This window comes from Stenotrophomonas sp. PAMC25021, assembly GCF_004795795.1.
In the GTDB taxonomy this organism is placed as follows: domain Bacteria; phylum Pseudomonadota; class Gammaproteobacteria; order Xanthomonadales; family Xanthomonadaceae; genus Stenotrophomonas; species Stenotrophomonas muris.
Map to the genome: position 1 here is coordinate 2906246 of NZ_CP039255.1, position 26416 is coordinate 2932661.

Sequence of the window (26416 nt, forward strand, 5' to 3'; positions counted from 1 at the left end):
GTCAATGTGGCGGGCTTTATCCGCATTTTCTGCACGATATCGTCGTCAGGGCAGGGTTGCCACCCCGGGCAGCCCCCTCCTGAGACCGAAGCCATGACCGACCATTCCCTCAAGGGCAAGACTGTGCTGATTGCCGGTGGTGCCAAGAACCTGGGCGGCCTGATCGCCCGCGACTTCGCCCGCCAGGGTGCCAGCGCCGTCGTCATCCACTACAACAGTGCCGCCACCCAGGCCGATGCAGAAGCAACCGTTGCCGCCGTGCAGGCGGCCGGCAGCAGGGCGGTAGCCCTGCAGGGCGACCTGACGTCGGCGGCAGCGATGGAGCGCTTGTTCGCCGATGCCGTGGCCGCAGTCGGCCGTCCCGACATCGCCATCAATACGGTCGGCAAGGTGCTGAAGAAGCCGCTGCTGGAGATCAGCGAAGCGGAGTATGACGAGATGAGCGCGGTCAACGCCAAGGCCGCATTCTTCTTCCTCAAGGAGGCCGGCCGCCACGTCAACGACGGCGGTCGCATCTGCACCCTGGTCACCTCACTGCTGGGTGCGTTCACGCCGTTCTATTCCAGCTATGCCGGCACCAAGGCGCCGGTCGAGCATTTCACCCGCGCGGCGTCAAAGGAGTTCGGTGAGCGCGGCATCTCGGTGACTGCGATCGGGCCGGGCCCGATGGACACGCCGTTCTTCTACCCGGCCGAGAGTGCCGATGCACAGGCGTACCACAAGACCGCGGCCGCGCTCTCGGCGTTCACCCGTACCGGCCTGACCGACATCGCCGACATCGTGCCGTGGATCCGCTTCCTGGTCACCGATGGCTGGTGGATGACCGGGCAGACCATCCTGGTCAATGGTGGGTACACCACCAAATAATGCAGCCGCGCATGGCGTGGATCTGCTGCGCGAAATTCGAATGATCCACGCATGGCGTGGATCTACAGTAGAGCCACCCCATGGGTGGCTGCGCACAATGACCAAAGGCAGAGGCGCCACGCATGGAGTGGCGCCATCGGATCAGTTGAGTTTGGCCAGCACCGCATCCGTGGCGGCGGGGGTACTCACGGCCTGGCCCTTGGCGGCCAGGTCGGCAGTGAACACCCCATCATCCAGCACCGCGTGCACCGCCGCTTCCACTGCTGCGGCTTCGTCTTCCAGCCCCAGCGAATGGCGCAGCAGCATCGCCGCGCTGAAGATCGTCGCGTAGGGATTGGCGATGCCCTTGCCGGCGATGTCCGGGGCCGAACCGTGGATCGGTTCGTAGATGCCGACCGCACCCGGTTCACCCAGCGAGGCCGAGGGCAGCAGGCCGAGTGAGCCGGCCAGCATCGAGGCTTCGTCGGTGAGGATGTCGCCGAACATGTTCTCGGTGACGATCACGTCGTACTCGCGCGGCTTGGCCAGCAGGTGCATGGCCATCGAATCGACCAGTTGGTGCTCCAGCGCCACCTCCGGGAACTCCTCGCGGCCGATGCGCGCGGCCACGTCGCGCCACAGGCGCGAGGTTTCCAACACGTTGGCCTTGTCCACCGAGGTGACCTTGCCACGCCGCTGCCGGGCCAGGCGGAAGGCACTGCGCAGCACGCGCTCGATCTCGGCCACGGTGTAGCGGCACAGGTCGCTGGCACTGTCGGCATCGCGGGTCTTGTCGCCGAAGTAGATGCCGCCGGTCAGTTCGCGCACCACCACGAAGTCCACACCCTGCAGCAGCTCGGCCTTGATCGGCGAGGCGTGCAGCGCGGCCTCATGGGTGCGCACCGGGCGCAGGTTGGCGTACAGGCCGAGCGCCCTGCGGATCGCCAGCAGGCCCTGTTCCGGACGCACCTTGGCGTTCGGGTCGGACCACTTCGGGCCACCGACTGCGCCCAGCAGTACCGCGCTGGCGGCCTGGCAGGCGGCCAGGGTCGACGCCGGCAGCGGTTCGCCGTGGCGGTCAATGGCGATGCCGCCGATGTCGTGCTCGCTGAAGGTGAAGCTGTGGTTGAAGCGTTCGGCGACGGCCTTCAGGACGGCGACTGCCGCGGCGGCCACTTCCGGGCCGATGCCATCACCGGGAAGGACAACAATTTCAGCGTGCATGCTCACTCTCGTAACGTTCGATTTCAGGGACACGGCCCAACAGATACCCCAACTGGTCGACACCTTCCAGCAGGCAGGTCTGCGAGAAGCCGTCCAGCGGGAAGGAATAGACGCGGCCGTCCGGCGTGCGCAGTTCGCGCGCAGCCACGTCGATGGTCAGCTCATCATCCGGGCGCTGCATCAGCGCCTGCACGTCGGCCTCGTCCAGCACGATCGGCAGCAGGCCGTTCTTCAGCGAGTTGCCACGGAAGATGTCGGCGATCTCGCTGCTGACGATGGCGCGCAGGCCCAGGTCGGTCAGCGCCCACGGTGCATGTTCGCGCGACGAGCCGCAGCCGAAGTTGCGACCCGCCAGCAGGATGCTGCGGCCGGCGTTGTGCGGCTGGTTGAAGGCGAAGTCGGCCACCGGTGAACCGTCGGCCTGCCAGCGCCAGTCATTGAAGGCGTTGCGGCCCAGGCCGGCGCGTTCGGTGGTGGACAGGAACCGCGCCGGGATGATCTGGTCGGTGTCGATGTTGGTCTGGCGCAGCACCACGCTGGCCGAGGTCAAGGTACGGAAACCGGCCATCACGCCACCTCCTGTGCGAACAGCTCGCGGGTGTCGGCGACATGCCCGTTCACCGCGGCCCACGCCGCGCTCATCGGTGAGGCCAGCAGGGTGCGCGAACCGGGACCCTGGCGGCCTTCGAAATTACGGTTGCTGGTGCTCACGGCCAGCTGCCCGGGCGCGACCAGATCACCATTCATGGCGATGCACATCGAGCAGCCCGGCTCGCGCCATTCGGCACCGGCCGCGCGCACGATCTCATGGATGCCTTCGGCCTCGGCCTCTCGCTTGACGATCTCCGAGCCCGGCACCACCAGCATGCGCACCCGGTCGGCGACGCGACGACCGCGCAGCACCTGCGCCACCTCACGCATGTCACTCAGGCGGCCGTTGGTGCAGGAACCGACGAACACCACGTCCACCGGCGTTCCGGCCAGCGCCTTGCCGGCCTGGAAATGCATGTAGTCCAGGCCCTTCTGTGCGGCGGCATCGTTGGCGGCCGGGATCGGCGCATCCACCGCGATGGCGGTACCCGGGTGAGTGCCCCAGGTCAGGGTCGGGCGGATATCGGCGGCGTCGATGTGCACTTCGCTGTCGAAGCGCGCGCCGTCATCACTGCGCAGCTGCTGCCAGCGCGCCACCGCAGCCTCGAAATCGGCGCCCTTTGGGCCGCGCGGGGTGTTGGCGACGAAGTCGAAGGTGACCTGGTCCGGCGCCACCATACCGGCACGCGCACCCGCTTCGATCGACATGTTGCACAGGGTCATGCGCTGTTCCATGTCCATCGCTTCGATGGTGCTGCCGCGGAACTCGATCACGTGGCCGGTGCCGCCATTGACGCCGATCACGCCGATGATGTGCAGAACCACGTCCTTGGCGCCGACACCCGGCGCCAGCGGCCCATCGACGGTGATCGCCAGCGTCTTCGCCTTGCGCTGCAGCAGGCATTGCGTGGCCAGCACGTGGCCGACCTCGCTGGTGCCGATGCCGAACGCCAGCGAACCGAAGGCACCGTGGGTGGAGGTGTGGCTGTCGCCGCAGACGATGGTCATGCCCGGCTGGGTGAAGCCCTGCTCGGGCGCGATCACGTGGACGATGCCGCGGTTGTCCGAGGCCATGTCGAACAGCTCGATGCCGTGATCGGCGCAGTTGCGCGCCAGCGTGGCGACCTGTGCCTCGGAGGCGGCGCTGGCATAGGGCAGCGTGCCGTCCGCGGCGGCCGGCAGGGTCGGCGTGGAGTGGTCCATCGTCGCCTTGGTGCGGTCCGGCCGGCGCGGCGACAAGCCGCGTTCGCGCAGTTCGGTGAAGGCCTGCGGCGAGGTCACCTCGTGGATCAGGTGCAGGTCGATGTACAGCACGGCGGGCGCGCTGTCGGATTCGGGAACCACCACGTGGGCGTCCCACAGTTTGTCGTACAGGGTGCGGGGTGCGGAAGTCATGCGTATGCCTGGCAGAAGTACGAAATAGCGAACATCAGTAAGGAAAGCGGAACGGTCAAGTCAGCGACGGCGGGCGAGCACACGCAGGCGCACGTAGTCGGCCAGCGGCTGGCCAGATGCGTCACGCGGCAGCTCGGCCAGCAGTGCGGTGGCCGCCTCGCGCACGGTGGCGCGGGCCTCGGCCGGCAGGTCGTCCAGCAGCGGTGCGGCGAATACCCGCAGCCAGCCGGCCACGCCGGTCGGCAGTGCGGTCGGGCGCGGCGTGCACTCGATCAGTTGCACCTGGAAGCCATGCTGGCGCAGGCGATCGGCGTAGGCGTCGGCCGTCGGGAAGTACCACCGGAAGGTGCTGGCGCCATGCCCGTGGGCCACGCGCGCGGCCTGCACGGCCGCGACGATCGTGGCCACGTTGCCGTGGCCGCCGAACTCCGCGACGAAGCGGCCACCGGGGCGCAGGGCGCGGCGCACGCCTTCCAGCACGCGGTCCGGAGTCGTCATCCAATGCAGTGCCGCATTGCTGAACACCGCATCGAACTCGCTGTCGAACGACAGTGCGTGGCCGTCCATCAGCTGGGCGTCGACGCCGCGCGCACGGGCGGCGATCACCAGTTCCGGCGAGGCATCCACGCCGTGGATGCGCGCACCGCTCAGGGCCAGTTCGGTGCTGAGTACGCCATCGCCACAGCCCAGGTCGAGGATGCGCTCACCGGCGCGCGGGTCGAGCAGGCGCGATACCGCACCGCCGAGCAGCGGCACGAAGCCGGCATCGATCGCATAGTCCTGGGCGTTCCACTGCTGGCCAGCGGCGCTGGCCGGGGTGGGGGTGTCGAAGGCGCTCATGGTGGGATCCTCAGGCGGTGGCGGAAGCGGGAACGTCGGTGCTGCTGTGGACGGCGGCCTGACGCTGGCGCAGCAGGCGGTTGGCCACATCCAGCCAGGCCAGCGCGGAGGCTTCGATGATGTCCTTGCTGGTGCCGGTGCCGTCGTACTCCACGCCGTCATGGCGCACACTCAGGTTGGCTTCGCCACGCGCATCGGCACCGATGCCGACGCTGTGCACGTGATAGCTGTCCAGCATCAGCTGCACGCCGGTGGCGGCCGACAGCGCGCCGAACAGCGCATCGACCGGGCCGTCGCCCTGCGCGGTCTCGGCCACACGGTTGCCATCCGGGTCGGACAGTTCGACCAGCGCGTTGGCGCGGCTGCCGACGTCGCTGATGGTCATCGAGGCCAGGCGGTAGCCCTGCGCGTTGGAGCCGCCCTGCATCAACGTCTGCAGGTCGGCATCGGTGACCACGCGCTGCTGTTCGCACAGGCCCTTGAACTGCTCGAACACCAGCTTCAGTTCGTCTTCGTCCAGCCAGAAGCCCAACGCACGCAGGCGCGCTTCGACGGCGGCGCGGCCACTGTGGCGGCCCAGCACCATCTGCGAATCTTCCCAGCCCACGTCTTCCGGACGCATGATTTCGTAGGTGCCGCGGTGGCGCAGCATGCCGTGCTGGTGGATGCCCGATTCATGGGCGAACGCGTTGGCACCGACGATGGCCTTGTTGCGCTGTACCGGCATGCCGACCAGACGCTGCAGCAGCTGCGAAGTGCCGACGATGCGTGGGGTGTTGATCGAACTGTCCTGTTCGTAGAAGGCCTGGCGGACCTTCAGCACCATCGCGATCTCTTCCAGCGAACAGTTGCCGGCGCGCTCGCCGATGCCGTTGATGGTGCACTCGACCTGGCGTGCACCGCCTTCGATGGCGGCCAGCGAGTTGGCCACCGCCAGGCCCAGGTCGTTGTGGCAGTGCGCGCTGAAGATCACGTTGGCCGCGTTCGGCACGTCGGCGACGCCGGCGATGACCTGCTGGAACATCGCGCGGATTTCTTCCGGCGTGGTGAAGCCGACGGTGTCGGGCAGGTTGATGGTGGTGGCGCCGGCGGCAATGGCCACGCGCGAAACCTCGATCAGGTAGTCCAGCTCGGTGCGGGTGGCATCCTCGGCCGAGAACTCGACGTCGTCGATGTAGGAACGGGCCAACGAGACGTGCTTGCGTACCGACTCCAGCACCTGCTCGCGGGTCATCCGCAGCTTGTGCTCGCGGTGCAGCGGGCTGGTCGACAGGAACACGTGCAGGCGCGGGTTGGCTGCCGCTTCCAGTGCACGTGCGGAGGTCTCGATATCGGCCTGCAGGCAGCGCGACAGCACCGCCAGGCTCAGGCTCGGGCGGCGCAGCTCGCGGCCGATCATCGCCATCGCCTCGCGGTCGGATTGCGAGCTGGCCGGGAAGCCGGTCTCGATGATGTCCACGCCCAGTTCGTCCAGCGCACGCGCCATCACCAGCTTCTGCGGCGGGCTCATGCTGCAGCCGGGGGACTGCTCGCCGTCACGCAGGGTGGTGTCGAAGATGCGGATGCGCGGGGTGGTAATTCGTTCGATGGTGGTCACAGGGAAATCTCCTCGACAGCGGGTGCGACGGCTTGCAGGGGGGAAGGGGAAGAGGCGGGGGAGGCGAGGGCGCTGGCCTTGGTCGGCGAGCGCGGGGTTTCGCTGCGCCGTCGCCGCGGTTTGCGTGGCGGGCGCGGACGGATGTCGGTGAGCAGGCCGGCCAGGACACCGGCATCGATGTTGCCGCCGGACACCACCGCACACTTGCGGCGGCCGGCGACGCGGCGGCCGGCCGCCAGCGCCAACGCACCCGCGCCCTCGGCGATGATGTGTTCCTCCAGCGCCAGCCGGACCAGCGTTTCGCGCAGTTCGGCCTCGCGCACGATCACCACATCGTCCAGCAGCGAGGTGCACAGGCGGCGGGTCAGGAAGCCGGGAATCTTCACCCGCACGCCGTCGGCCAGAGAGGCAACCGGGGCGATCTCGCGCACGTCGCCGCGGATCGCACGTGCCATCGAATCGACGCCTTCCACCTGCGCGCCAATCACGCGAACGCCCTGCGATTTCAGCGCCAGTGCAACGCCGGAGGCCAGTCCACCGCCGCCGATCGGCACGATCACCACGTCCGGCGCGTGTGCGGCCAGCTCGATGCCGACCGTGCCCTGGCCCGCGATCACATCGGCGTCGTCGAACGCGGACAGGAAGCGGTAGCCGTGTCGCTGTGCCAGTTCGACCGCGAAGGCGTAGGCCTCGTCGTAGCTGGTGCCGTGCTGGCGAACGGTCGCGCCCCAGTGGGCGACGCCGGCGATCTTGGTGGCCGGTGCGCCATGCGGCATCACGGTGATGGCCGGCACGTCCAGGCGGTAGGCCGCCCACGCCACGCCCTGGGCATGGTTGCCGGCCGAGGCGCAGATCACCGGCCGGGTATCGCCGCGCTCGCGGCCGGCCAGCAGCGCGTTCAACGCGCCGCGGACCTTGTAGGACCCGGTGCGCTGCAGGTTCTCCAGCTTCAGCCAGGTGCCGAAGCGCTCGGCATGGTGCAGCGGGGTAGGCGGCAGGAAGCGCCGCAGCCGGGCCTGCGCCGCCAGTACGTCGGCGACGCTTACGTCGCCGACATCGCTTTCCTGGCTGGCATCAGCGGCCGGCATGGGCCACCAGCGCGGTGCGGGCGACCGCCGCATGCGGGCACGGGCGGCGAAGAAGACGCCTCCGTACCGGCACCGTGGTCACTACGGTACGGGTGTTCATACGGATGCTCCTTCCATGGCAGTGACCTGCACGGACACGCAGTCGTAGATCTTCTCGATCTGCCGGCACAGCGTTTCCGCCGGGCGCTGGCCATCCACCACCAGCTGCAGGTGCCAGCGGCCATCGTCGTCGGCCACCGGCGCACCGCTGATCGCGCGCGGTGCGAAGCCGCGGCGTTCGGCCATGCCGATCACGCGCAGCAGCGCGCCTTCGGCCGGGTGCAGCACCAGGTCAAGCCGGTATTGCATTGGGGGTCTCCTGGCGGGCATGGGCGGGGTTGCTTTCCAGCATCGTGCTGTTGGCGGTGTTCGGCGGCACCAGTGGCCACACGTTGGCACGTGCATCGATGGCCACGTGCAGCAGGGCCGGGCCCGGTTCGGCCAGCAGCGCGGCCAGGCCGCCTTCCACGTCGTCGCGGTTGTCGATGCGGGTGGCGGCGATGCCGAACACCTGTGCCAGCGCCACGAAGTCCGGGTTGTCGGACAGGTCGATCTCGCTGTAACGCTCGGCGAAGAACAGTTCCTGCCACTGCCGCACCATGCCCAGCGAACTGTTGTCCAGCAGCACGATCTTCACCGGCAGGCGGCAACGCGCGATGGTCGCCAGCTCCTGCACGTTCATCATGAAGCTGCCGTCGCCGGACACCAGCACCACGGTGCGCTCCGGGCATGCGAACTGCGCACCCATCGCCGCCGGCAGGCCGAAGCCCATGGTGCCCAGCGCGCCACTGGTCAGGTGGTTGCGCGGGTGGTTGAAGCGGCAGTGCTGCGCCACCCACATCTGGTGCTGGCCGACATCGCAGGCGATCACCGCATCGGCCGGGGCCAGCTCGCTCAGGCGCTTCAGCAGCGCCGGGGCGTAGATGTGCTGGCCCGGTGCGTCGTAGCGTGCCGAGAAGCGGTCGCGGTGCTGCGCGCAACGCCTGCGCCACGCGTCCTGATGGGCCTTGGGGGAGGGGAAGGCCGCACGCAGGGCACGGATGGCATGGCCGACGTTGCCAGGCACGGCGACATCGGCGCTGCGCAGCTTGGAGATCTCGTAGGCGTCGGCATCGATATGGACGACGCGGGCGAACGGTGCGAACTCGGCCAGCTTGCCGGTGGCGCGGTCGTCGAAGCGTGCACCCAGCACCAGCAGCAGGTCGCTTTCCTGCACCGCCATGTTGGCCGCGCGGGTACCGTGCATGCCCAGCATGCCCAGTGACTGCGGATGGCTGGCCGGCAGCGCGCCCAGGCCACGCAGGGTCATCACGGTGGGGATGGCGCTGGCTTCGACGAAGTCGCGCAGGTCCTGCACCGCATCGCCCAGCGCGATGCCGCCACCGGCGTAGACCACCGGCTTCTCGGCGGCCGCCAGTGCGGCGATGGCTTCGGCGATGGCCGCTTCGGCCGGCGCAGGTGGCGGCTCGACGCTGCTCGGCACGTGCGCCGGCAGGTGGCTGGCATCGGCCAGCTGCACGTCCTTGGGCAGGTCGATCAGCACCGGGCCGGGCCGGCCCTCGCGGGCGACGCGGAAGGCATCGGCGACCACGCGCGGCAGGTCGTCGACGCTGCGCACCAGCCAGCTGTGCTTGACGATCGGCATGGTCAGGCCGAACACATCCAGTTCCTGGAAAGCGTCAGTACCCAGCAGCGGCGTGGCGACCTGGCCGGTGATGCAGACCATCGGCACCGAATCCAGCATCGCATCGGCAATGCCGGTGACCAGGTTGGAGGCGCCCGGGCCGGAGGTGGCCACGCAGACGCCGACCTGGCCGCTGGCGCGGGCGAATCCATTCGCCGCCAGTGCGGCACCCTGCTCGTGGCGCACCAGGATGTGCTTCAGCGACGAATCCACCAGCGCGTCGTAGAACGGCATGATGGTGCCGCCGGGATAGCCGAACAGCGTGCGGATGCCTTCGGCTTCCAGCGCCTGGGTCAGCCAGCGCGCGCCGTTGGGCGGCGCGCTGCGGTGTGTGGAAGAGTTCATGGGGGAACCTTGCAAAGCGGGTGGGGGAGGGCCGCGCGGTTACGCGGCCTGTCCTTGCAACCAGACCATCTTGGCGCGCAGTTCCTTGCCCACCTTCTCGATCGGGTGCTCCAGGTCGGCCTGCTTGAACCGGTTGTAGTTCGGCAGGCCCGCTTCGTACTCGGCCACCCAGTTCTTGGTGAAGGTGCCGTCCTGGATGTCCTTCAGCACTTCCTTCATGCGTGCCTTGGTGCCGGCGTCGATCACCCGCGGGCCGCTGACGTAGTCGCCGTACTGCGCGGTCTCGGAGATGAATTCCAGCATGCGCGAGATACCGCCTTCATAGAACAGGTCGACGATCAGCTTCAGTTCGTGCAGCACTTCGTAGTAGGCGATCTCCGGCTGGTAGCCCGCTTCGACCAGGGTCTCGAAACCGGCCTGCACCAGTGCCGAGGCACCGCCGCACAGCACCGCCTGCTCGCCGAACAGGTCGGTCTCGGTCTCTTCCTTGAAGGTGGTCTGGATCAGGTTGGCGCGTGCACCGCCGAGGCCGGCCGCATAGGCCAGTGCGTACTCGGCCGCCTTGCCGCTCTTGTCCTGGTAGACCGCCCAGATGCAGGGCACGCCACGGCCGATCTCGTACTCGCGGCGCACCAGCGCGCCCGGGCCCTTGGGCGCAACCAGCACCACGTCCAGGTCGTCGCGCGGCCTGATCATGTCGAAGTGCACGTTCAGGCCGTGCGCGAACAGCAGCACCGCACCCTGCTTCATGTTCGGCGCCAGCACGTCGTCGTAGAGCTTCTTCTGCACCATGTCCGGGGTCAGCACGGCGACCAGGTCCGCATCCTTCACCGCGTCGGCCGGTGCTTTCACGGTGAAGCCGTCGGCCTGTGCCTTGACTTCGGTCGGGCCGCCCGGACGCAGGCCTACCACCACGTCGAAGCCGGATTCGCGCAGGTTCAGTGCGTGGGCGCGGCCCTGGCTGCCGTAGCCGATGACGGCGATCTTGGTCTGGGGCAGGTCGTTGGTGCTCATGGGGGAGGTTCCTTGCGGTGGGAAGAAAAAAAGAACGGCCGGTCGTCGAGGTGACGTACCGGCCGGTCAGGGGAAAGCGGTGGAGGAGGCACCATGCGCCGCGCAGGCACAGCCACCACGAGGCGTGGCGGCGGTGTGGGTCCGGGTTTTGCGTTGGGCGTTGTGCATGGTGGTTGCGTCTGAAACCAGGTTCTGAAATGAAAAAACCCGCACCGGGGCGGGTGCGGGTTTTTGAAGAGTTCCGGTGTATTCGTTGCTTACACGCTGGCTCGTCCCGCACCTGTTGGTTGGGTAATAAGTACGAGCACAAGAATCGAACGCAGCGAGGCGGCGCCGATGTCGTCGGCTTCGTTGTGGGTTCGCGGTGGCGTGTTGTGATGCAACATGTGATCGAGAGAAACACAGCCGTTTTGGCGATGTCAACCCTCGCGACGGAATTCTTGTTGGTTTCCGTTGCATCCGGCGCAATCGCCTGTGGCACAAGGATGGTTGCCGCTGAAAGTGTTTCGGTGAACCGGAATTCACTCCTTTCAGGGCGGTTTTTGCGCGGAATCCGGCGGATCCTCGCCTTGCTGGGTGCGGACCTTGCACACCCGCCCCAGGATCAACGTCCATGACCTCTGCCCGATACCCCAGGATGGCCGCAGCGGCGAAGATCGGGGGACCACCCTTCCATCGGAACCCGACCGTGTCCCGACGCCTTGCCCGTTCCCTGCTGGCCGCCGCTGTACTGGCCGCTGTGCCCGCACTGTCTTCGGCCGCCGACCGCATCACCGGCCACACCTTTGCCACCCGTTCGGAGGTGATCGCCCCGCATGCGATGGCCGCTACCTCGCAGCCGCTGGCCACCCAGATTGCACTGGACGTGATGAAAGGGGGAGGCTCGGCGGTGGACGCGGCGATCGCCGCCAACGCCGCGCTTGGCCTGATGGAGCCGACCGGCAACGGCATCGGTGGCGACCTGTTCGCCATCGTCTGGGACCCGAAGACGCAGAAGCTCTACGGCTACAACGGTTCGGGGCGCTCGCCGAAGTCGCTGACCCTGGCCGAGTTCCAGCGACGTGGCCTGAAGGACATCCCGGCTACCGGCCCGCTGCCGGTCTCCGTGCCCGGCGCGGTCGACGGCTGGTTCGCGCTGCACGACCGCTTCGGCCGCAAGCCGATGGCCGACAACCTGGCGCCGGCCATCCGCTACGCGCGCGAGGGCCATCCCGTCGCCGAGGTGATCGCCTACTACTGGGACCGCTCGGTGCCCAAGCTGTCGCAGTACCCGGGCTTCAAGGAGCAGTTCACGATCAACGGCCACGCCCCGCGCAAGGGCGAGATGTGGAAGAACCCGAACCTGGCCAGCACCCTGCAGCAGATTGCCGACGGCGGACGCGATGCCTTCTATAAGGGCGCCATTGCCCACACCATCGGCGACTACTTCAAGGCCAATGGTGGCTACCTGAGCTACCAGGACATGGCCGACCACCAGGGTGAGTGGGTCGAACCGGTCAGCAGCAACTACCGTGGCTACGACGTGTGGGAGCTGCCGCCGAACAGCCAGGGCATCGCCGCCCTGCAGATCCTCAACGTGCTGGAAGGCTACGATTTCTCGAAGATCCCGTTCGGTTCACCCGAGCACGTGCACCTGTTCGTCGAAGCGAAGAAGCTGGCCTTCGCCGACCGTGCACGCTTCTACGCCGACATGGCCTTCCAGCCGGCGCCGGTGCAGAAGCTCATCTCCAAGGAGTACGCCGCGCAGCGCCGCGCGCTGATTTCGATGGACAAGGCGTTGAAGGAAGTGCAGCCGGGCACGCCGAAGCAGCTGGAGGAGGGCGACACGATCTACATGACCGTGGCCGACGCCGACGGCATGATGGTTTCGCTGATCCAGTCCAACTACCGTGGCATGGGCAGCGGCATGGCACCGCCCGGTCTGGGTTTCATCCTGCAGGACCGTGGCGAGATGTTCGTGCTGCAGAAGAACCATCCCAACGGCTACGCGCCGGGCAAGCGTCCATTCCAGACCATCATTCCGGGGTTCATCACCAAGGGCGGCAAGCCGTATGCCAGCTTCGGCGTGATGGGCGGCGCGATGCAGCCGCAGGGCCACGCGCAGATTGTGATGAACCTGGTGGATTTCGGTATGAACCTGCAGGAAGCCGGTGACGCACCGCGCATCCAGCACGAGGGCTCGACCGAACCGACCGGACAGGCCACGGCGATGACCGACGGTGGTGAAGTGAATCTGGAAACCGGCTTCCCGTACGAGACGGTGCGTGCGCTGATGCGCAAGGGGCATCGCATCGTGTTCGCCGATGGGCCTTATGGCGGGTACCAGGCGATCATGCGCGACCCCGAGAGCGGGGTTTATTACGGAGCTTCGGAGAGTCGCAAGGACGGGCAGGCGGCGGGGTATTGAGGGTTCCCGGCCACCGGGCGCAGCCCCCTCTGCGGTGATGGTTCAGCGATGCTTGGCTTGGCCGGGCGGGTGGATTGTCTGGGGGACGCCGTGAATACGTCCCTGTAGGCTCGGTCGCCGCATCCATGCGGCTCACGCCCCCAGCCAACCCACCCGCCCGGCCACGGACAGTTTCCGTGTCCGTCACCGCAGGAAAAGAAAAAGAAGAGCAAGAGCAAAGGCAACGGCAACAGCCGCGGGCTTTGGGTTGGGGTCGGATCCGTTTTCCGCAGGAAAACGGATCCGACCCCTTCTTGTTTTCCGATACACATCTTCCACGCAAAGCGTGGAAAACCAACCGTCACCGAAAATCTGTCGGGCGTGGGGCGGTGTGGGTGGGCAGGACCGTTGGCGCCATGGATGGCGCCATCGAGCCCCCAAGGATGGGTTCACGGCGTGTCCTGCCCACCCACACCGCCCCACCCAACCAGCAGCAACCCGGAGCCGCCTTTGAATTTGACCTTGGCCCTTGCCTGGAAAAGCGGTGCAGCCGCAGGCTGCAAAACACACTCAATCCTGATCGTGCGCGCGTGCGGCCTCGGCCTGGGTCTCCTCCTGCGCCGCCATCTCGCGCGCGATCCACGCATCGATCATGTGCCGCTGGCGCTGCGCCTGCCGCCGCTCACGCGTGTACTCCTGGTCGAGCACGCGGTACAGCGACACCATCACCAGCACCATCAGCAGCGCGAATGGCAACGCCGCAATCGTGATCATGCCCTGCAGTGCATCCAGGCCACCGGCCAGCAGCAAGGCCGCTGCGATCAACGCCACCGCAATGCCCCAGGCCAGCTTGCGCTTCAACGGAGGATCGCCTGCTTCGTCAGTGGACATGCTGGCCAGCACCAGTACCGCCGAGTCGGCCGAGGTCACGAAGAAGATCATCAGCAGTACCAGTGCGATGCACGACAGCAGCAGCGGCAGCGGCATGCTGTCGAACAGCGTGAACAGCACGGTCTCGTAGCCATTGCCCAGCGCCTGCACCAAGTCGGCATGGCCGAAGATCTGTGCCCACAGCGCGGTGCCGCCGAATACCGCGAACCAGAAGAAGCCCAGCAGCGTCGGCGCGAGCACTACGCCGATCACGAACTCGCGCACGCTGCGGCCGCGCGAGATGCGTGCGATGAACGACCCCACGAACGGTGCCCACGAGATCCACCAGGCCCAGTAGAAGATTGTCCAGTCCGCCACCCAGGTGCTGCCGGAGAACGGTGACATGCGCAGGCTCATCGTCACCAGCTGGTTGAGGTAGGAGCCCAGCGTGGTGGTGAAGGTATCGAAGATGAAGCCGGTCGGCCCCAGCACCAGCAGGATGGCGGCCAGCAGGGCAGCCAACGCCAGGTTGAAATTGGACAGCCACTTCACACCTCGCTCCACGCCACTGGCGGTGGACGCCATGTACAGCACGAAGGCGACGGCAATGATGGTCATCTGCACTGCGACGGTAGCCTGCACGCCGAACACGCGCTCGATGCCGGCGGCGATCTGGATGGTGCCGAAGCCCAGCGTAGTCGCGACACCGATCGCGGTGGCGACCACTGCAGCGATGTTGACCGCCCTACCGATCCAGCCGCGATGGTGGCGGCCGATGATCGGCTGCAGCATGTCGCTGACCAGGCCGCGGCCGTTGCGGTTGAACTGGAACCAGGCCATTGCCAGCCCGATCAGCGCATAGATGGCCCACGGGTGCAGGCCCCAGTGGAAGAATGCATAGCGCATCGAGGCGCGTGCCGCATCCAGGCTCTGCGGAGCAAGCCCTTCCGGTGGCTTGCTGAAGTGCGAAATGGGCTCGGCGGCGCCCCAGAACACCAGGCCGATGCCCATGCCGGCGGCGAACAGCATCGACATCCAGCTGGCTCGCGAGAACTCGGGCTCGGCGTCTTCGCCACCGATGCGCAGGTTGCCGAAGCGACCGAAAGCCAGGTACATCAGGAACACCAGGGCCAGGAATACCACCAGCAGGTACAGCCAGCCGACGCTGCGGATGACTTCTGCCAGCATCGACTGCACCACGGCATTGAAGGGGCCTGGTGCAATACCGGCAAGCAGCACCAGCAGGAGAACCAGTGCGATGGAAACGCGAAACACCATGAAGGAGCTTCTCCGATCAAGGGATTGAGGGGAGCGAGCAGAGCTTGCAGCGAAGGACCGGCGGCATGCAGCGCGAACCGGGCAGGGGCCGCGTCGGCGGCGAAGGACGCATCGGTCGCTGGAGGGCGACGGACGTGCACGTTACTGAACGCGACGTCATGGTTCTGTTAACGAACAACGATCCGGATCAGATCCGCTTTCCACAGGAAAGCGGATCTGACCGCGGGGGCAACTCCCGGAGCGGGCGGTCTATGCTCTAATGCACGCCAAGAAGCGGGGGTACCGCGGCCATGTGGCCACGGTTGAGACAGTCCCTTGGAACCTGATCCGGCTCATACCGGCGTAGGGAAGCTTTGCAGTGCAGCCGTGCCCGGACACCGCCCAAGGACCGTCCGTGCGCGGTCGCAGTGCGCCGCCGCTTCGTCCCTGACCTTCCTGGACGATGCCCGATGAACGCACAGCTCTCCGCCCTGCAGCAACAGGCCCAGCAACTCTCCGAATCCGTGACCCGGCCCATTCCCGGCTCGCGCAAGATCCACGTACCCGGTTCGCGTCCGGATCTGCAGGTGCCGATGCGCGAGATCGCGTTGACCCGCACGCCGACGCTGTTCGGCGGCGAGGAGAATGCACCGGTCACGGTCTACGATACGTCGGGCCCGTACACCGATCCGGACGCGCGTATCGATCTGTCCGCGGGCCTGCCGGCGCTGCGTCGTGGCTGGGTGGAGGAGCGCGGCGATACCGAACAGCTCGACGGCCTGAGTTCGTCGTTCGGCCGCGACCGCGAGCACGATCCGAAGCTCGATGCTGTGCGCTTCCCCACACGCAGCCTGCCGCGACGTGCACGTGCAGGCGCGAACGTCACCCAGATGCACTATGCGCGCCGCGGCATCATCACGCCGGAAATGGAATTCGTCGCCATCCGCGAAAACCAGCGACTGGACGCGATCCGCGATGCCGGCCTGCTGCAGCAGCACCCGGGCGAGGCGTTCGGCGCCTCGATCCAGAAGATCATCACGCCGGAGTTCGTGCGCGATGAAATCGCGCGCGGCCGCGCGGTGCTGCCCAACAACATCAACCATCCGGAAAGCGAGCCGATGATCATCGGCCGCAACTTCCTGACCAAGATCAACGCCAACATCGGCAACAGCGCGGTGTCCTCGGGCATTGCCGAAGAGGTGGAGAAACTGGTGTGGGCGATCCGCTGGGGTGGTGACACCGTGATGGACCTGTCCACCGGCAAGCACATCCACGAAACCCGCGAGTGGATCATCCGCAACTCGCCGGTGGCGATCGGTACCGTGCCGATCTACCAGGCGCTGGAGAAGGTCGACGGCCGCGCCGAAGCGCTCACCTGGGAGATCTTCCGCGACACGCTGATCGAGCAGGCCGAGCAGGGCGTGGACTACTTCACCATCCACGCCGGCGTGCTGCTGCGCTACGTGCCGCTCACCGCCAAGCGCGTGACCGGGATCGTCAGCCGTGGTGGTTCGATCATGGCCAAGTGGTGCCTGGCGCACCACAGGGAGAATTTCCTCTACACGCACTTCGAAGACATCTGCGAGATCATGAAGGCCTATGACGTGACCTTCTCGCTGGGTGACGGCCTGCGCCCGGGCTGCATCGCCGATGCCAACGACGCGGCCCAGTTCGGTGAGCTGGAGACGCTGGGTGAGCTGACCAAGATCGCCTGGAAGCATGATGTGCAGACCATGATCGAAGGCCCCGGCCACGTGCCGATGCAGCTGATCAAGGAGAACATGGACAAGCAGCTGCGTGAATGCGGCGAAGCGCCGTTCTACACGCTGGGGCCGCTGACCACCGACATCGCGCCGGGCTACGACCACATCACCAGTGCGATCGGTGCGGCGATGATCGGTTGGTTCGGCACGGCGATGCTCTGCTACGTGACGCCGAAGGAACACCTCGGCCTGCCCAATCGCCAGGACGTGCGTGACGGCATCATGGCCTACCGCATCGCCGCGCATGCGGCCGACCTGGCCAAGGGCCATCCGGGCGCGCAGGTACGCGACAACGCACTGAGCAAGGCGCGCTTCGAGTTCCGCTGGGAAGACCAGTTCCACCTTGGCCTGGATCCGGAGAAGGCCAGGGAGTTCCATGACGAAACGCTGCCGAAGGATGCGCACAAGCTGTCGCACTTCTGCTCGATGTGCGGCCCGCACTTCTGTTCGATGAAGATCACCCAGGATGTGCGTGACTACGCCGAGGCCGGCATGAAGGAGAAGTCGGAGGAGTTCCGCGCCGCGGGTGCCGAGGTCTACCACCAGGGGTGATGCGCAGACGGTGGTGCCGGCCCGCGGCCGGCACTACCGCTCATCACGCCGCTCCCGGCTATCCTCCGCCCATCATCCCGGGGAAAGGACACCATGCCTGTTGCCATGACCACCCGTTGGCTGGCCATTGCCCGCCGGCATCCTTCGGCCTGGTTGCTGGGCGCGCAGCTGCTGGCGGTGCTGCTGTATCCCGCGCTGGATGACACCGCCGCCGGCCGCGCGGCACTGGGCATGTTCGGCATGGCGGTACTCGGCCTGGCGCTGTGGGTGGTCCAGCGCAGCCCGCTGGGCACCTGGCTGGCGCTGTTGCTGGCCATTCCCTCGGTGGTGTTCTCGTTGGCAGGCGCATTGCTCGAGCGCACCGCATTGCTGACCACCGCGCAGGTGCTGGAGAGCCTGCTGTACTTCTACACGGCTGGCGCCCTGATTGCCTACATGCTCCAGGACTACAAGGTCACCCGCGACGAACTGTTCGCAGCTGGCGCAACCTTCACCCTGCTGGCGTGGGCGTTCGCCTTCGCGTTCGCGGTGTGCCAGCAGTGGTATCCGGGCAGTTTCCAGGGCACCGGCGGGCAGGCGCAGCGCAGTTGGATGGAGCTGCTTTATCTCAGCTTCAGCTTGCTGTCTGGAGTCGGCTTGAGTGATGTCGTGCCGCTTCATCCACAGGCACGAGCACTGGTCATGCTGGAGCAGTTTTCCGGCGTGATGTACGTGGCTTTGGTGGTCTCGCGGCTGGTCGGATTGACCATGCTGCGGCGCATGTGAAAATGAACGCCAGATAAAAATTTCGCGCCCAAGAGGGCGCGAATGATGTCGCGAATTATGTGAATGCGTCGGCGAGAGAGAGCCTGATGTCGACCACGCGATAGGCGAGGTAACTTGCATAGGCTAGTATTCGCGCGCTCGATTGTTTTTGCGGTATGCGCCGATGCTTTGTGCGGAGTCTGGCTTTTCGCTGTTCCCAGGACGGGACCGTAACGAAGGCAAACACTGCCCGGGACCTGTCTCTACTGTGTAGCAGAAAATGAACAGCAGCGAAATACAGCCACCCGTGTCCGATCGGATACGGATAGGAGAGTGCATCGTCACTCTGTCCTCGCGCGAAGTCGAGGTCGTCGGTGCGCGTCGTCCGCGCCGGCTGACGCCGAAGGCGCTGGGCGTTCTGCGCGTGCTGCTGCGGCAGCCGGGCCGTGTGGTCACCCGCGACGAGTTGTTCGCCGAGGTGTGGCCGGACACGCTGCCGACCAACGATGTGCTGACCCAGGCCGTTACCCAGCTGCGCAAGGCGTTCAGCAACGACGACGACAGCGGCCAGGCCTACATCGAGACCATTGCCAAGACCGGCTATCGGCTTCTGGTACCGGTACAGGCGCTGGACGATGCGGAGCCGTCGGCTGCGGGCTTGCCTGACGACGAAGATGTGGACGTGCAGCCCGCACTCGCCGCCGCTGCGGCGCTGCCCGCGCGCGCGCAGGAATCGCGCCGCCGCTGGCGCCATGTCCGCCGCCGTGTGCTGCTGGCGCTGGGCGTGTTGATGCTGGCCACGCTGCTGGTGATGACCACGCTGCTGCTGCGCCGCGCACCGGCCAGCAGTTCGCCGGTGGAGGCCGCCGTGGAGAACGGCACGCGGGTGATCGGCAGCCCCCAGCGCCCCTATCGGTTGATCACCGCAACCAGCGGCTTTGAAACCTATCCCACGCTGTCACCGGATGGTTCGCTGGTGGCCTATGAAGGCGCCAACGAAGATGGCAACGGCGGTGGTGCGATCAAGGTACAGACCTCCGGCAACGCGCCGGCGCGCCAGTTGCTGGCGCCGCCGGCCGGTGCCGTCGATCGATTCCCGAACTGGTCGCCGGATGGTCGCGAAATTGCCTTCGCACGGTTCTCCGCCGACGGTGGCTGCCAGGTGCTGATCGCCAGCGCAACCGGTGGCGCCCTGCGCCAGGCCACGCGCTGCGATGGCACCGAGCTGCTCAGCTTCGACTGGACGCCCGATGGTCGCGGCCTGGTGTTCGGCAGCATGGTCGGGCGCTACGCGCACCGTGGCATCCGCGTGCTGGACCTGGCCAGTGGTCAGTGGCGCGCGCTGGCGTACAGCGTCGACCAGGACGACTTCGACTACGCACCGCGTTACTCGCCCGATGGGCAATGGCTGGTGTTCGTGCGCAATCCGCAGCTGGGCGATCTGTGGCGGGTGCCGGCCGCGGGCGGTACGCCCGAGCAGCTGACCAACGAGGCGGCAGAGCTGCGCGGATGGGCCTGGCTGGACGATGGCCGCACCATCGTGTTCGGTCGCCGCGTCGACAGCGAGGCGCGGCTCTATTATCTGGACGTCGAGCGGCCCACGCTGCGCGATGCCGGCCTGGATGATGCGCAGTGGCCCGCCGTGTCGCGACGTGGCGGGATGCTGGCCTTCGTCCACCGGCGCGCGCAGTTCGGCGTGTTCAAGGTGCCGGTGCAGGGCAGCGGCGCGCCCGAGCGCCTGTTTGCATCCAGTGGCCGCGATGGGCAGCCGATGGCAGCGCCGGATGGCCGTCAGCTGGTCTTCACCTCGGATCGCTCCGGCAGCTTCGCCCTGTGGTGGGCGGACATGCAGCGGCCGGATTCGCTGCGCCCCATTGAAGGGCTGCGGCCGGAAGCGCGGCAGGCACCGGACTGGTCGGCCGACAGCCGCCAGCTGCTCGTGGTCGGCCGCGACGCGCATGGGCGCACGGTGGTCTACGAGATCGCGCCACGCGATGAACGCCTGCAACCTTTGCCGGTCCCGGCCGAACAGCCGCTGCAGGCCCTGTATGGCGCGTCGCCGGAGCAGTTGTTTGTGGTCGAGCGCGATGCCGACCAGCGCACCCGGTTGAGTCTGTTCGACCGCAGCACCCAGCCCTGGCGCCGGTTGGCCAGCATCGAAGGGGTGTCGCAGGCGCGCTTCGACCGCAGCAGTGGCCGCGTGTTGTTCACCCGCCTGGCCGCCGGTGGCCTGTGGTCGGCCGATGCCGCGTTGTCGTCGGGCAGCGTGCAGCAGATCAGCGATGACCGGCCCAGCCGCTGGCGATACCGGGCCTGGACCGTGGCCGGCAACACTGGCGTCGGTTACCTCGGCACTTCGAGCACGTGTGGCACCACCTTCGTGCGCATCCTGCCCGGCCGCGCGGAGCCGGAACGCTGCCTGGATGCGGAACGGCTCAGCGCCGGCAACGGACTCAGCGCCAGCGCTGACGGGCGTGACCTGTTCGTGGCGATGGCGGTCAGCGATGGTGCCGACATCGGTGTGATGCGGTTGCCCGAACGCCCCCCCGCGCTGTTCCCGGCGTTCTCCAAGTTGTTGTTTTTCAGTGGAAATGGGCCTTCGTAATTTCTTCGTCTGGATCTCGTCGCGAATTCGTGGCGATCTCGTCGGACTTTCCTGACGCGGTGCCGCCTGATTAGGCAAAACGGAGTCCTGTACTAGGCAAATCCGTGGTGCCCCCATGCGTCAACTCTCGCTGGCCGATCGCGGCCAAACCGTCTCCCTGGACCGGTCGCTCGACGATGTCACGCCGACCTGCCTGGGCGTGGCCCGGCTGGGCAGCCTGCAGACCGCCGGCTCCAGCTTCACTGTCTGGATGCAGGTGCGTGGCAGTTCGTGGGTGGAGGCCAAGGAAGGACGATTCCGCCTGCGCCAGGGCGAGTGGATCGCCTTCGAAAAGGAATCGCGGCCGTTGGTGCAGGCCGGTCGCAACGGGTTGTGCGTTGGCCTGAACCTGAACGTTGAAGCGCTTCGCGTGCTGACCGAGATGGCCGACTGTGGCCTGTATGCCGGTCGTGGCCGCATGAACCGCAGTGACGCCCGCGTTGCGCTGCGCTTGTGGCGCGATGCGCTGGCCAGCGGCCAGCCGGCCCAGGCCTTGCGTCCGCTGCTGCTGCACCTTGCTGGCCTGCAGCGTGGCCTGGCCGACAACGTGCAGCGCTGCCCAGGCCGCTCGCGCAGCCGCAAGCGCCAGGTGTTCGGCCGCATGCAGCGTGCGCGCCTCTATCTGGAAGGCAACAGCCACCGGGTGGTGCGCATCGGCGAACTGGCCGAACTGACCAACTTCTCCAGCTGGTACCTCTCCAAGACCTTCCAGAGCCTGTACGAGGAAAGCCCGCAGTCGCTTTCGGCACGACTGCGCCTCGAACGCGCCGCTGATCTGCTGCGCGACACCGACATGATGGTGGGCGAGGTCGCCGCCGCCAGCGGCTTCGACAACTGCTGCAGCTTCGCGCGTGCGTTCCGCGCCCGCTACGGCCAGTCCGCATCGCGCTTCAGGGAGAACGGCGGCTTGCTCCCGCCACAATCCGCAAAGTCTCCGGTTGGTTCGCGCAAATACAGCGCTGCAACGCAATCGTAACGTGCTGGGGTGTTTTAACACGCTGCTAACACGTACCTTGGAGAGATAGATGAACGTTCGTAATCCCGCAGTGCGGTTCGGCTTGCTGCCGGCCGGCATTGCGCTGGCGCTGGCGCCGGCCTTTGCTTCGGCTCAGGAAGCAAAGGGCACCACCGACCTGGACCGCATTTCGGTCACCGGCTCGCGCATCCGCGGCGCCTCGGTGGAGACCCAGCAGCCGATCCTGACGATGACCCGCGAATCCCTGGAAAAGCAGGGCTTCTCGAGCGTCGCCGACGTGCTGAACAACCTGACCTCGGCCGGTTCCCCGGCCATTTCGCGTTCGGAGTCGCTGGCTTCGGGCGAGAACGTGGGCGGCTACTACGTCGACATCCGCAACCTGGGCGCCGAGCGCACCCTGGTGCTGATGAACGGCAAGCGCCTGGGCGCTTCGACCTCGGGTCTGCAGGACCTGAGCCAGATCCCGATGTCGGCCGTTGAGCGCATCGAGATCCTGAAGGACGGCGCCTCGTCGATCTACGGTTCCGACGCCATTGCCGGCGTGGTCAACGTGATCACCCGCAAGAACTTCGACGGCGGCGAAGCCAATGTCTACGTCGGCCAGTACGGCAAGGGCGACGGCGACAGCGAAACCTATTCGATGACCCTCGGTGCCCGCGGTGAGCGCGGCAGCCTGACCCTTTCGGCCGAGTACTCGAAGCAGGATCCGGTGTGGGCCAAGGACCGCTGGTACAGCCGTGACGGCTCGCTGGGTCCGAACTCCACCTCGGCTGATTGGAGCCCGATCAGCCAGAACGGCAGCTGGTGCAACCCGAAGCTGTACGACTGCAGCAAGTCGAGCGCGGTGTGGCAGACCCTGAACCCGGGTGGCAATCCGAAGAACCCGAACGACTACCACGCGATCACCGAAGACGAGTTCGCCAACTCGAACGAGCAGATGACCCTGCTGACCGGTGTGAAGCGCAAGTCGGTCTACATCAACGGCACCTACGACTTCACCGATTCGATCAGCCTGAACACCGACGTGCTCTACAACGAGCGCCAGACCTTCCAGCAGATCGCCGGCTATCCGTACCAGTCCGCTTCCAAGTCGATCAACACCCCGCTGTCGGCAGACAGCGCCTTCAACCCGGTTGGCCAGGACGTCAGCTTCCGCCGCCGCCTGTGGGAAGTGCCGCGTACCACTGACAGCCAGCTGAAGACCCTGCGCTTCGCTCCGACCCTGACCGGCTTCTTCGAGCTGGGTGGCAAGACCTTCGACTGGGATGTCGGCGCGCTGTGGAACCGCAACGAGTCGATCAAGAGCAACCGCGGTGACATGAGCCTGATCGGCGCGCGTCAGGCGCTGGGCCCGTCGTTCATCGATGCCGGTGGCGTTGCCCGCTGCGGCACCGCCGCCAACCCGATCCTGGGCGATTGCCGTCCGTGGAACCCGCTGCTGCCGTACGGCGTTGAGGGTCAGGGCTCGCTGGCGAACCAGGAGCTGCAGGACTTCCTGTTCCCGACCTTCACCACCCGTGGCGTCACCAAGACCACCAGCTTCACCGCCAACCTGTCGGGCGCCATCGTGACCCTGCCGGCCGGCGACCTGGGCTTCGCCCTGGGTGTCGAGCACCGCAAGGAAGAAGGCAGCTACGTGCCGGACGCCTTCGCACAGTCGGGCCAGTCCACCGGCCTGGGCCAGAAGCCGACCCGCGGCCAGTACGATCTGAACGAGGTCTACCTCGAACTGAACGTGCCGCTGCTGGCCGACATGGCCTTCGCCAAGGAACTGACCCTGAACGTTGCCAGCCGTTATTCGGACTACAGCAACTTCGGTGGCACCACCAACAGCAAGTTCGGCCTGACCTGGCGTCCGCTGGATGAACTGCTGGTCCGCGGCACCTACGCCGAGGGCTTCCGCGCTCCGACCATCAGCGACCTGTACGGTGGCCTGAGCTCGAGCTTCGAGTCCTACATCGATCCGTGCGGCGTGAAGGCTCCGGGCAGCGTTGCAGGCAATGCCGCGTGCTCCGGCGCAGGCGTGCCGGCCAACTACGTGCAGCTGGGCCAGGCAGGCAAGGAATGTTCGACCCTGCCGTGCCAGTCGGGTGACCAGTTCATCTCGGGTGCCAATCCGAACCTGAAGCCGGAAACCTCCAAGAGCACCACCTTCGGCCTGGTGTGGAGCCCGCGTTGGGTGCAGGGCCTGGACGTGTCGCTGGATTGGTACAAGTACGAAATCAGCGACATGATCATCGCTGACAGCGTCGACCGCATCCTGCGTGACTGCTACGTGCTGGGTAACGCTTCGCGCTGCTCGAGCGTGACCCGTGCGGCTGACGGCCACGTCAGTGCGATCACCTACGGCACCGCCAACCTCGGCAAGATGGAAACCCAGGGCTACGATCTGGGCATCAAGTACCGCCTGCCGGAACTGGCCATTGGTCAGTTCAGCATCGACTGGCAGACCAGCTACACCGCCAAGTACGACGAGCAGCGCCAGAACAGCGCGGGCGACAACATCATGGTCGGCCGCGTCAGCGAGCCGGGCCTGTTCCGCGTGCGTTCGAACCTGGGCGTCAACTGGCAGTACGGCGATTTCGGTGTGAACTACACCGCGCGCTACTACTCGGGCATGAAGGAAAGCTGCATCTCGCTGGCTGACGGCTGGTGCGATGCTCCGAACCACATGGCCAACGGTGAGACCGATCCGCTGCGTCACACCGGTTCCAACACCTTCCACGACCTGCAGGTCAGCTGGAAGGCGCCGTGGGATGCGACCATCGCCCTGGGCGCGAACAATGTGTTCGACCACAAGGGTGCCCTGCAGTACTCGGCTCCGAACTCGGCGTTCGCCTACTACGGCGGCTTCGACGTGGGTCGCTTCCTGTACATGAAGTACACCCAGCGCTTCTGATCCATCGAAGTGCGGTAGCAACAGAAGGAGGGCGGACCGCAAGGTCCGCCCTTTTTCTTGTAGGGGAATTCCGGAAATTGTTGGAAGGTGAGCGCAGTCACGGTCCCGTCGTGTCGTAATCAACACAGTCAGGAGGTCCACTACCGGACGCTTGCATGTGGAGAGGGATATGAAGAACACGTTGCTGCGGCAGGCATCCGCCGCTGCATTGATCTACGCAACGCTGGTGGGCGCAGTGTTCGCGCAGGGCCTCGGGGTCTGCGGCGGTGGGCTCTACTGTGAGGAGTTCCGCCAGCAGTGCCTGGCCAGTGGCAAGTCACCGGTCATCTGCGAGTCGCAGTACCGTCGCTGCGTGCAGGACGCCTGCGGTACCCGCTGACATGGAAAGGGCGCACCTTGTGGGTGCGCCCTCTGTCATCCGGACATCATGCAACGCGCTCAGGCGTCGCTGGGCACCAGTCCCATCAGCGCATTGGCGTGTTCGCGCCATTGCGGCAGTTTGTTCAGCACGCCTGCGCGCTGCAGGTAGTCCTCGTCCACCGGATCGCCATTGACCAGCGCCAGGGCCACGTGCACCGCACCGGTCACCCAGAAGCTGCGGGTGTTGGCGCGCTGCGGCTGCAGGTGGAAGGCCACCGCTTCGATGATCGGCATCGGCAAGCCCCACAGGCCCAGCAGGTAGGCGCCGGCCTCGGCGTGGCCAGGGCGGGTGTCGCCGGCCAGCGAGGGCTCGCTGCGCTCGTTGCGCACACCCGGCAGCAGCAGGCCGATGTCGGCCAGCAGCGCGGCAGTCGCTCCCAGTTCGGCACTGGATTCGGGCAGCAGGCGTGCGGCGAGCCGCGAGGCCAGCAGTGCGCGCTGTTGCAGCGAGTTGCGCTCGGCGGCCGACAGCGTCGGTGCGGAGAACACTTCGCTGGCCAGCACCAGGTCACGCAGCGTGGCCAGGCCCAGCCGGGTCACGGCGGTGCGCAGGTCGGCAATGGTGCGGCCCTGGCTGAAGAAGGCCGAGTTCGACAGTTGCAGCACCTTGGCGGCGATCGCCGGATCGGCGGCGACCAGCTTGGCGACATCGGCACTGTCGGCGTCGTCGTCATGTTCCAGGGCCTGGGTCAGGCTCAGGTACAGGTGCGGCGGCGAGGGCAGTTTCTCGATACGGCCGATGGCATCGCGCAGGCGCGGGCTGTCCAGCACTTCGCGCAGTTCTTCCAGGCTGGTCAGTGCCTCCAGCAGCACTTCCGGCGCCAGCGGCAGCGGCAGGAAGCGGTGGGCGACACCAATGAGGCGCGCCGGCGGCGGCCGGTTGCCATGCTGCGCATCGACCAGCGCGATGCGGATGGTCTCCGGGCGCAAGGTCCGGATCTGCCCCAGCAGCGTGGTGGCATTGAGATCCGGCAATTGCGGGCAGACGATCACCGCGTCCACGCCCTGCGTGGCCACCGCGGTCATCGCGGCCTGGCCATCGGTGGCGGTCAACGGCTGCCAGTCTTCCCCAAGATCGGCAATGAATTCGGTCAGCTCGGCCGGCAGGCTGGCTGCATCCCCAACAAGCAGAATACGCACGACACATTCCCCTGGCTGTCTCGACGATGGATGTCGATGACGTGTGAAGTGACGCAATTTACCTAATACGGCAGCAAGAGTGATGTGCCGTCGTCATGAAAC

19 protein-coding genes and 1 riboswitch are annotated in these 26416 nt (G+C 66.7%); of the genes, 8 read left to right on the forward strand and 11 right to left on the reverse strand.

Annotation, left to right across the window (positions count from 1 at the left end; genetic code table 11):
• Window positions 1–93: 93 nt before the first annotated feature.
• On the forward strand, window positions 94–867 hold the full coding sequence (locus E5790_RS13605; protein ID WP_111206943.1) for an SDR family oxidoreductase: 774 nt from the start codon (window positions 94–96) through the stop codon (window positions 865–867).
• 141 nt (window positions 868–1008) lie between these two features.
• Here E5790_RS13605 and leuB read toward each other — a convergent pair whose 3' ends face one another.
• The 9 genes from leuB to ilvC all read right to left on the reverse strand — a co-directional run bounded on the left by leuB (window position 1009) and on the right by ilvC (window position 10663).
• Window positions 1009–2070: a 3-isopropylmalate dehydrogenase gene (gene leuB / locus E5790_RS13610; RefSeq protein WP_111206942.1), complete on the reverse strand. Its 1062-nt coding sequence runs from the start codon at window positions 2068–2070 to the stop codon at window positions 1009–1011.
• Window positions 2060–2638, reverse strand: coding sequence for a 3-isopropylmalate dehydratase small subunit (gene leuD, locus E5790_RS13615; protein WP_005410953.1), 579 nt, complete (start codon window positions 2636–2638; stop codon window positions 2060–2062). Before leuD ends, leuB begins: the two co-directional genes overlap by 11 nt.
• Window positions 2638–4056 carry a 3-isopropylmalate dehydratase large subunit gene (leuC, locus tag E5790_RS13620; protein ID WP_111206941.1) on the reverse strand — a complete coding sequence of 473 codons (1419 nt, stop codon included), beginning with the start codon at window positions 4054–4056 and terminating at the stop codon, window positions 2638–2640. Before leuC ends, leuD begins: the two co-directional genes overlap by 1 nt.
• A 60-nt stretch (window positions 4057–4116) precedes the next feature.
• On the reverse strand, window positions 4117–4896 hold the full coding sequence (locus E5790_RS13625; protein ID WP_032958187.1) for a class I SAM-dependent methyltransferase: 780 nt from the start codon (window positions 4894–4896) through the stop codon (window positions 4117–4119).
• 10 nt (window positions 4897–4906) lie between these two features.
• Window positions 4907–6493 (reverse strand): 2-isopropylmalate synthase, encoded by a 1587-nt coding sequence (locus tag E5790_RS13630; RefSeq protein WP_111206940.1) that lies wholly within the window; start codon window positions 6491–6493, stop codon window positions 4907–4909.
• Entirely contained in the window at window positions 6490–7581 is a 1092-nt protein-coding gene (locus tag E5790_RS13635) for a threonine dehydratase (RefSeq protein WP_049420878.1), read from the reverse strand. The genes E5790_RS13630 and E5790_RS13635 overlap by 4 nt, the downstream gene beginning before the upstream one ends.
• A gap of 96 nt (window positions 7582–7677) precedes the next feature.
• Entirely contained in the window at window positions 7678–7929 is a 252-nt protein-coding gene (locus tag E5790_RS13640; protein WP_111206939.1) for an ACT domain-containing protein, read from the reverse strand.
• Window positions 7913–9649, reverse strand: coding sequence for an acetolactate synthase 2 catalytic subunit (gene ilvG, locus E5790_RS13645; RefSeq protein WP_014648334.1), 1737 nt, complete (start codon window positions 9647–9649; stop codon window positions 7913–7915). The genes E5790_RS13640 and ilvG overlap by 17 nt, the downstream gene beginning before the upstream one ends.
• Window positions 9650–9688: 39 nt before the next feature.
• On the reverse strand, window positions 9689–10663 hold the full coding sequence (gene ilvC / locus E5790_RS13650; RefSeq protein ID WP_014648333.1) for a ketol-acid reductoisomerase: 975 nt from the start codon (window positions 10661–10663) through the stop codon (window positions 9689–9691).
• A 688-nt stretch (window positions 10664–11351) separates the two neighbouring features.
• Between ilvC and ggt the strand changes: the two genes are divergently transcribed.
• Window positions 11352–13070: a gamma-glutamyltransferase gene (gene ggt, locus E5790_RS13655; protein ID WP_111206946.1), complete on the forward strand. Its 1719-nt coding sequence runs from the start codon at window positions 11352–11354 to the stop codon at window positions 13068–13070.
• 549 nt (window positions 13071–13619) lie between these two features.
• On the opposite strand, the gene E5790_RS13660 is transcribed toward ggt, so the two are convergent.
• Window positions 13620–15197, reverse strand: a complete 1578-nt coding sequence (locus E5790_RS13660; protein ID WP_075076028.1) for a BCCT family transporter — start codon at window positions 15195–15197, stop codon at window positions 13620–13622.
• Between the two features lie 265 nt (window positions 15198–15462).
• Window positions 15463–15564: riboswitch (TPP riboswitch) on the forward strand.
• An 82-nt stretch (window positions 15565–15646) separates the two neighbouring features.
• On the opposite strand from E5790_RS13660, the gene thiC reads away from it, so the two are divergent.
• From thiC to E5790_RS13690, 6 genes are all read left to right on the forward strand, one after another.
• Complete coding sequence (gene thiC, locus E5790_RS13665) at window positions 15647–17491, forward strand: phosphomethylpyrimidine synthase ThiC (protein WP_032955989.1); 1845 nt, start codon at window positions 15647–15649, stop codon at window positions 17489–17491.
• A gap of 93 nt (window positions 17492–17584) precedes the next feature.
• Complete coding sequence (locus E5790_RS13670) at window positions 17585–18256, forward strand: ion channel (protein WP_111206100.1); 672 nt, start codon at window positions 17585–17587, stop codon at window positions 18254–18256.
• Window positions 18257–18515: 259 nt separating this feature from the next.
• The gene (locus E5790_RS13675) at window positions 18516–20840 is read left to right on the forward strand and encodes a winged helix-turn-helix domain-containing protein (RefSeq protein WP_111206099.1); all 2325 of its coding nucleotides are present in this window, start codon (window positions 18516–18518) and stop codon (window positions 20838–20840) included.
• A gap of 115 nt (window positions 20841–20955) precedes the next feature.
• Window positions 20956–21855, forward strand: coding sequence for a helix-turn-helix transcriptional regulator (locus E5790_RS13680; RefSeq protein WP_032955994.1), 900 nt, complete (start codon window positions 20956–20958; stop codon window positions 21853–21855).
• A gap of 49 nt (window positions 21856–21904) precedes the next feature.
• Window positions 21905–24754, forward strand: a complete 2850-nt coding sequence (locus E5790_RS13685; protein ID WP_014648326.1) for a TonB-dependent receptor — start codon at window positions 21905–21907, stop codon at window positions 24752–24754.
• A 169-nt stretch (window positions 24755–24923) separates the two neighbouring features.
• Window positions 24924–25133 carry a hypothetical protein gene (locus E5790_RS13690; RefSeq protein WP_014648325.1) on the forward strand — a complete coding sequence of 70 codons (210 nt, stop codon included), beginning with the start codon at window positions 24924–24926 and terminating at the stop codon, window positions 25131–25133.
• A gap of 59 nt (window positions 25134–25192) precedes the next feature.
• Here E5790_RS13690 and E5790_RS13695 read toward each other — a convergent pair whose 3' ends face one another.
• On the reverse strand, window positions 25193–26314 hold the full coding sequence (locus E5790_RS13695) for an HDOD domain-containing protein (RefSeq protein WP_014038392.1): 1122 nt from the start codon (window positions 26312–26314) through the stop codon (window positions 25193–25195).
• Window positions 26315–26416 lie beyond the last annotated feature (102 nt).

What these genes read in the sequence shown, in the direction of transcription:
- ilvC (WP_014648333.1), bottom strand. Translation starts at nt 10,663, where the DNA reads ATGAGCACCAACGACCTGCCCCAGACCAAGATCGCCGTCATCGGCTAC.
- E5790_RS13690 (WP_014648325.1), top strand. Translation starts at nt 24,924, where the DNA reads ATGAAGAACACGTTGCTGCGGCAGGCATCCGCCGCTGCATTGATCTAC.
- leuB (WP_111206942.1), bottom strand. Translation starts at nt 2,070, where the DNA reads ATGCACGCTGAAATTGTTGTCCTTCCCGGTGATGGCATCGGCCCGGAA.
- E5790_RS13625 (WP_032958187.1), bottom strand. Translation starts at nt 4,896, where the DNA reads ATGAGCGCCTTCGACACCCCCACCCCGGCCAGCGCCGCTGGCCAGCAG.
- E5790_RS13635 (WP_049420878.1), bottom strand. Translation starts at nt 7,581, where the DNA reads ATGCCGGCCGCTGATGCCAGCCAGGAAAGCGATGTCGGCGACGTAAGC.
- E5790_RS13685 (WP_014648326.1), top strand. Translation starts at nt 21,905, where the DNA reads ATGAACGTTCGTAATCCCGCAGTGCGGTTCGGCTTGCTGCCGGCCGGC.
- leuD (WP_005410953.1), bottom strand. Translation starts at nt 2,638, where the DNA reads ATGGCCGGTTTCCGTACCTTGACCTCGGCCAGCGTGGTGCTGCGCCAG.
- E5790_RS13675 (WP_111206099.1), top strand. Translation starts at nt 18,516, where the DNA reads ATGAACAGCAGCGAAATACAGCCACCCGTGTCCGATCGGATACGGATA.
- thiC (WP_032955989.1), top strand. Translation starts at nt 15,647, where the DNA reads ATGAACGCACAGCTCTCCGCCCTGCAGCAACAGGCCCAGCAACTCTCC.
- E5790_RS13640 (WP_111206939.1), bottom strand. Translation starts at nt 7,929, where the DNA reads ATGCAATACCGGCTTGACCTGGTGCTGCACCCGGCCGAAGGCGCGCTG.
- E5790_RS13680 (WP_032955994.1), top strand. Translation starts at nt 20,956, where the DNA reads ATGCGTCAACTCTCGCTGGCCGATCGCGGCCAAACCGTCTCCCTGGAC.
- leuC (WP_111206941.1), bottom strand. Translation starts at nt 4,056, where the DNA reads ATGACTTCCGCACCCCGCACCCTGTACGACAAACTGTGGGACGCCCAC.
- E5790_RS13670 (WP_111206100.1), top strand. Translation starts at nt 17,585, where the DNA reads ATGCCTGTTGCCATGACCACCCGTTGGCTGGCCATTGCCCGCCGGCAT.
- E5790_RS13605 (WP_111206943.1), top strand. Translation starts at nt 94, where the DNA reads ATGACCGACCATTCCCTCAAGGGCAAGACTGTGCTGATTGCCGGTGGT.
- ilvG (WP_014648334.1), bottom strand. Translation starts at nt 9,649, where the DNA reads ATGAACTCTTCCACACACCGCAGCGCGCCGCCCAACGGCGCGCGCTGG.
- E5790_RS13660 (WP_075076028.1), bottom strand. Translation starts at nt 15,197, where the DNA reads ATGGTGTTTCGCGTTTCCATCGCACTGGTTCTCCTGCTGGTGCTGCTT.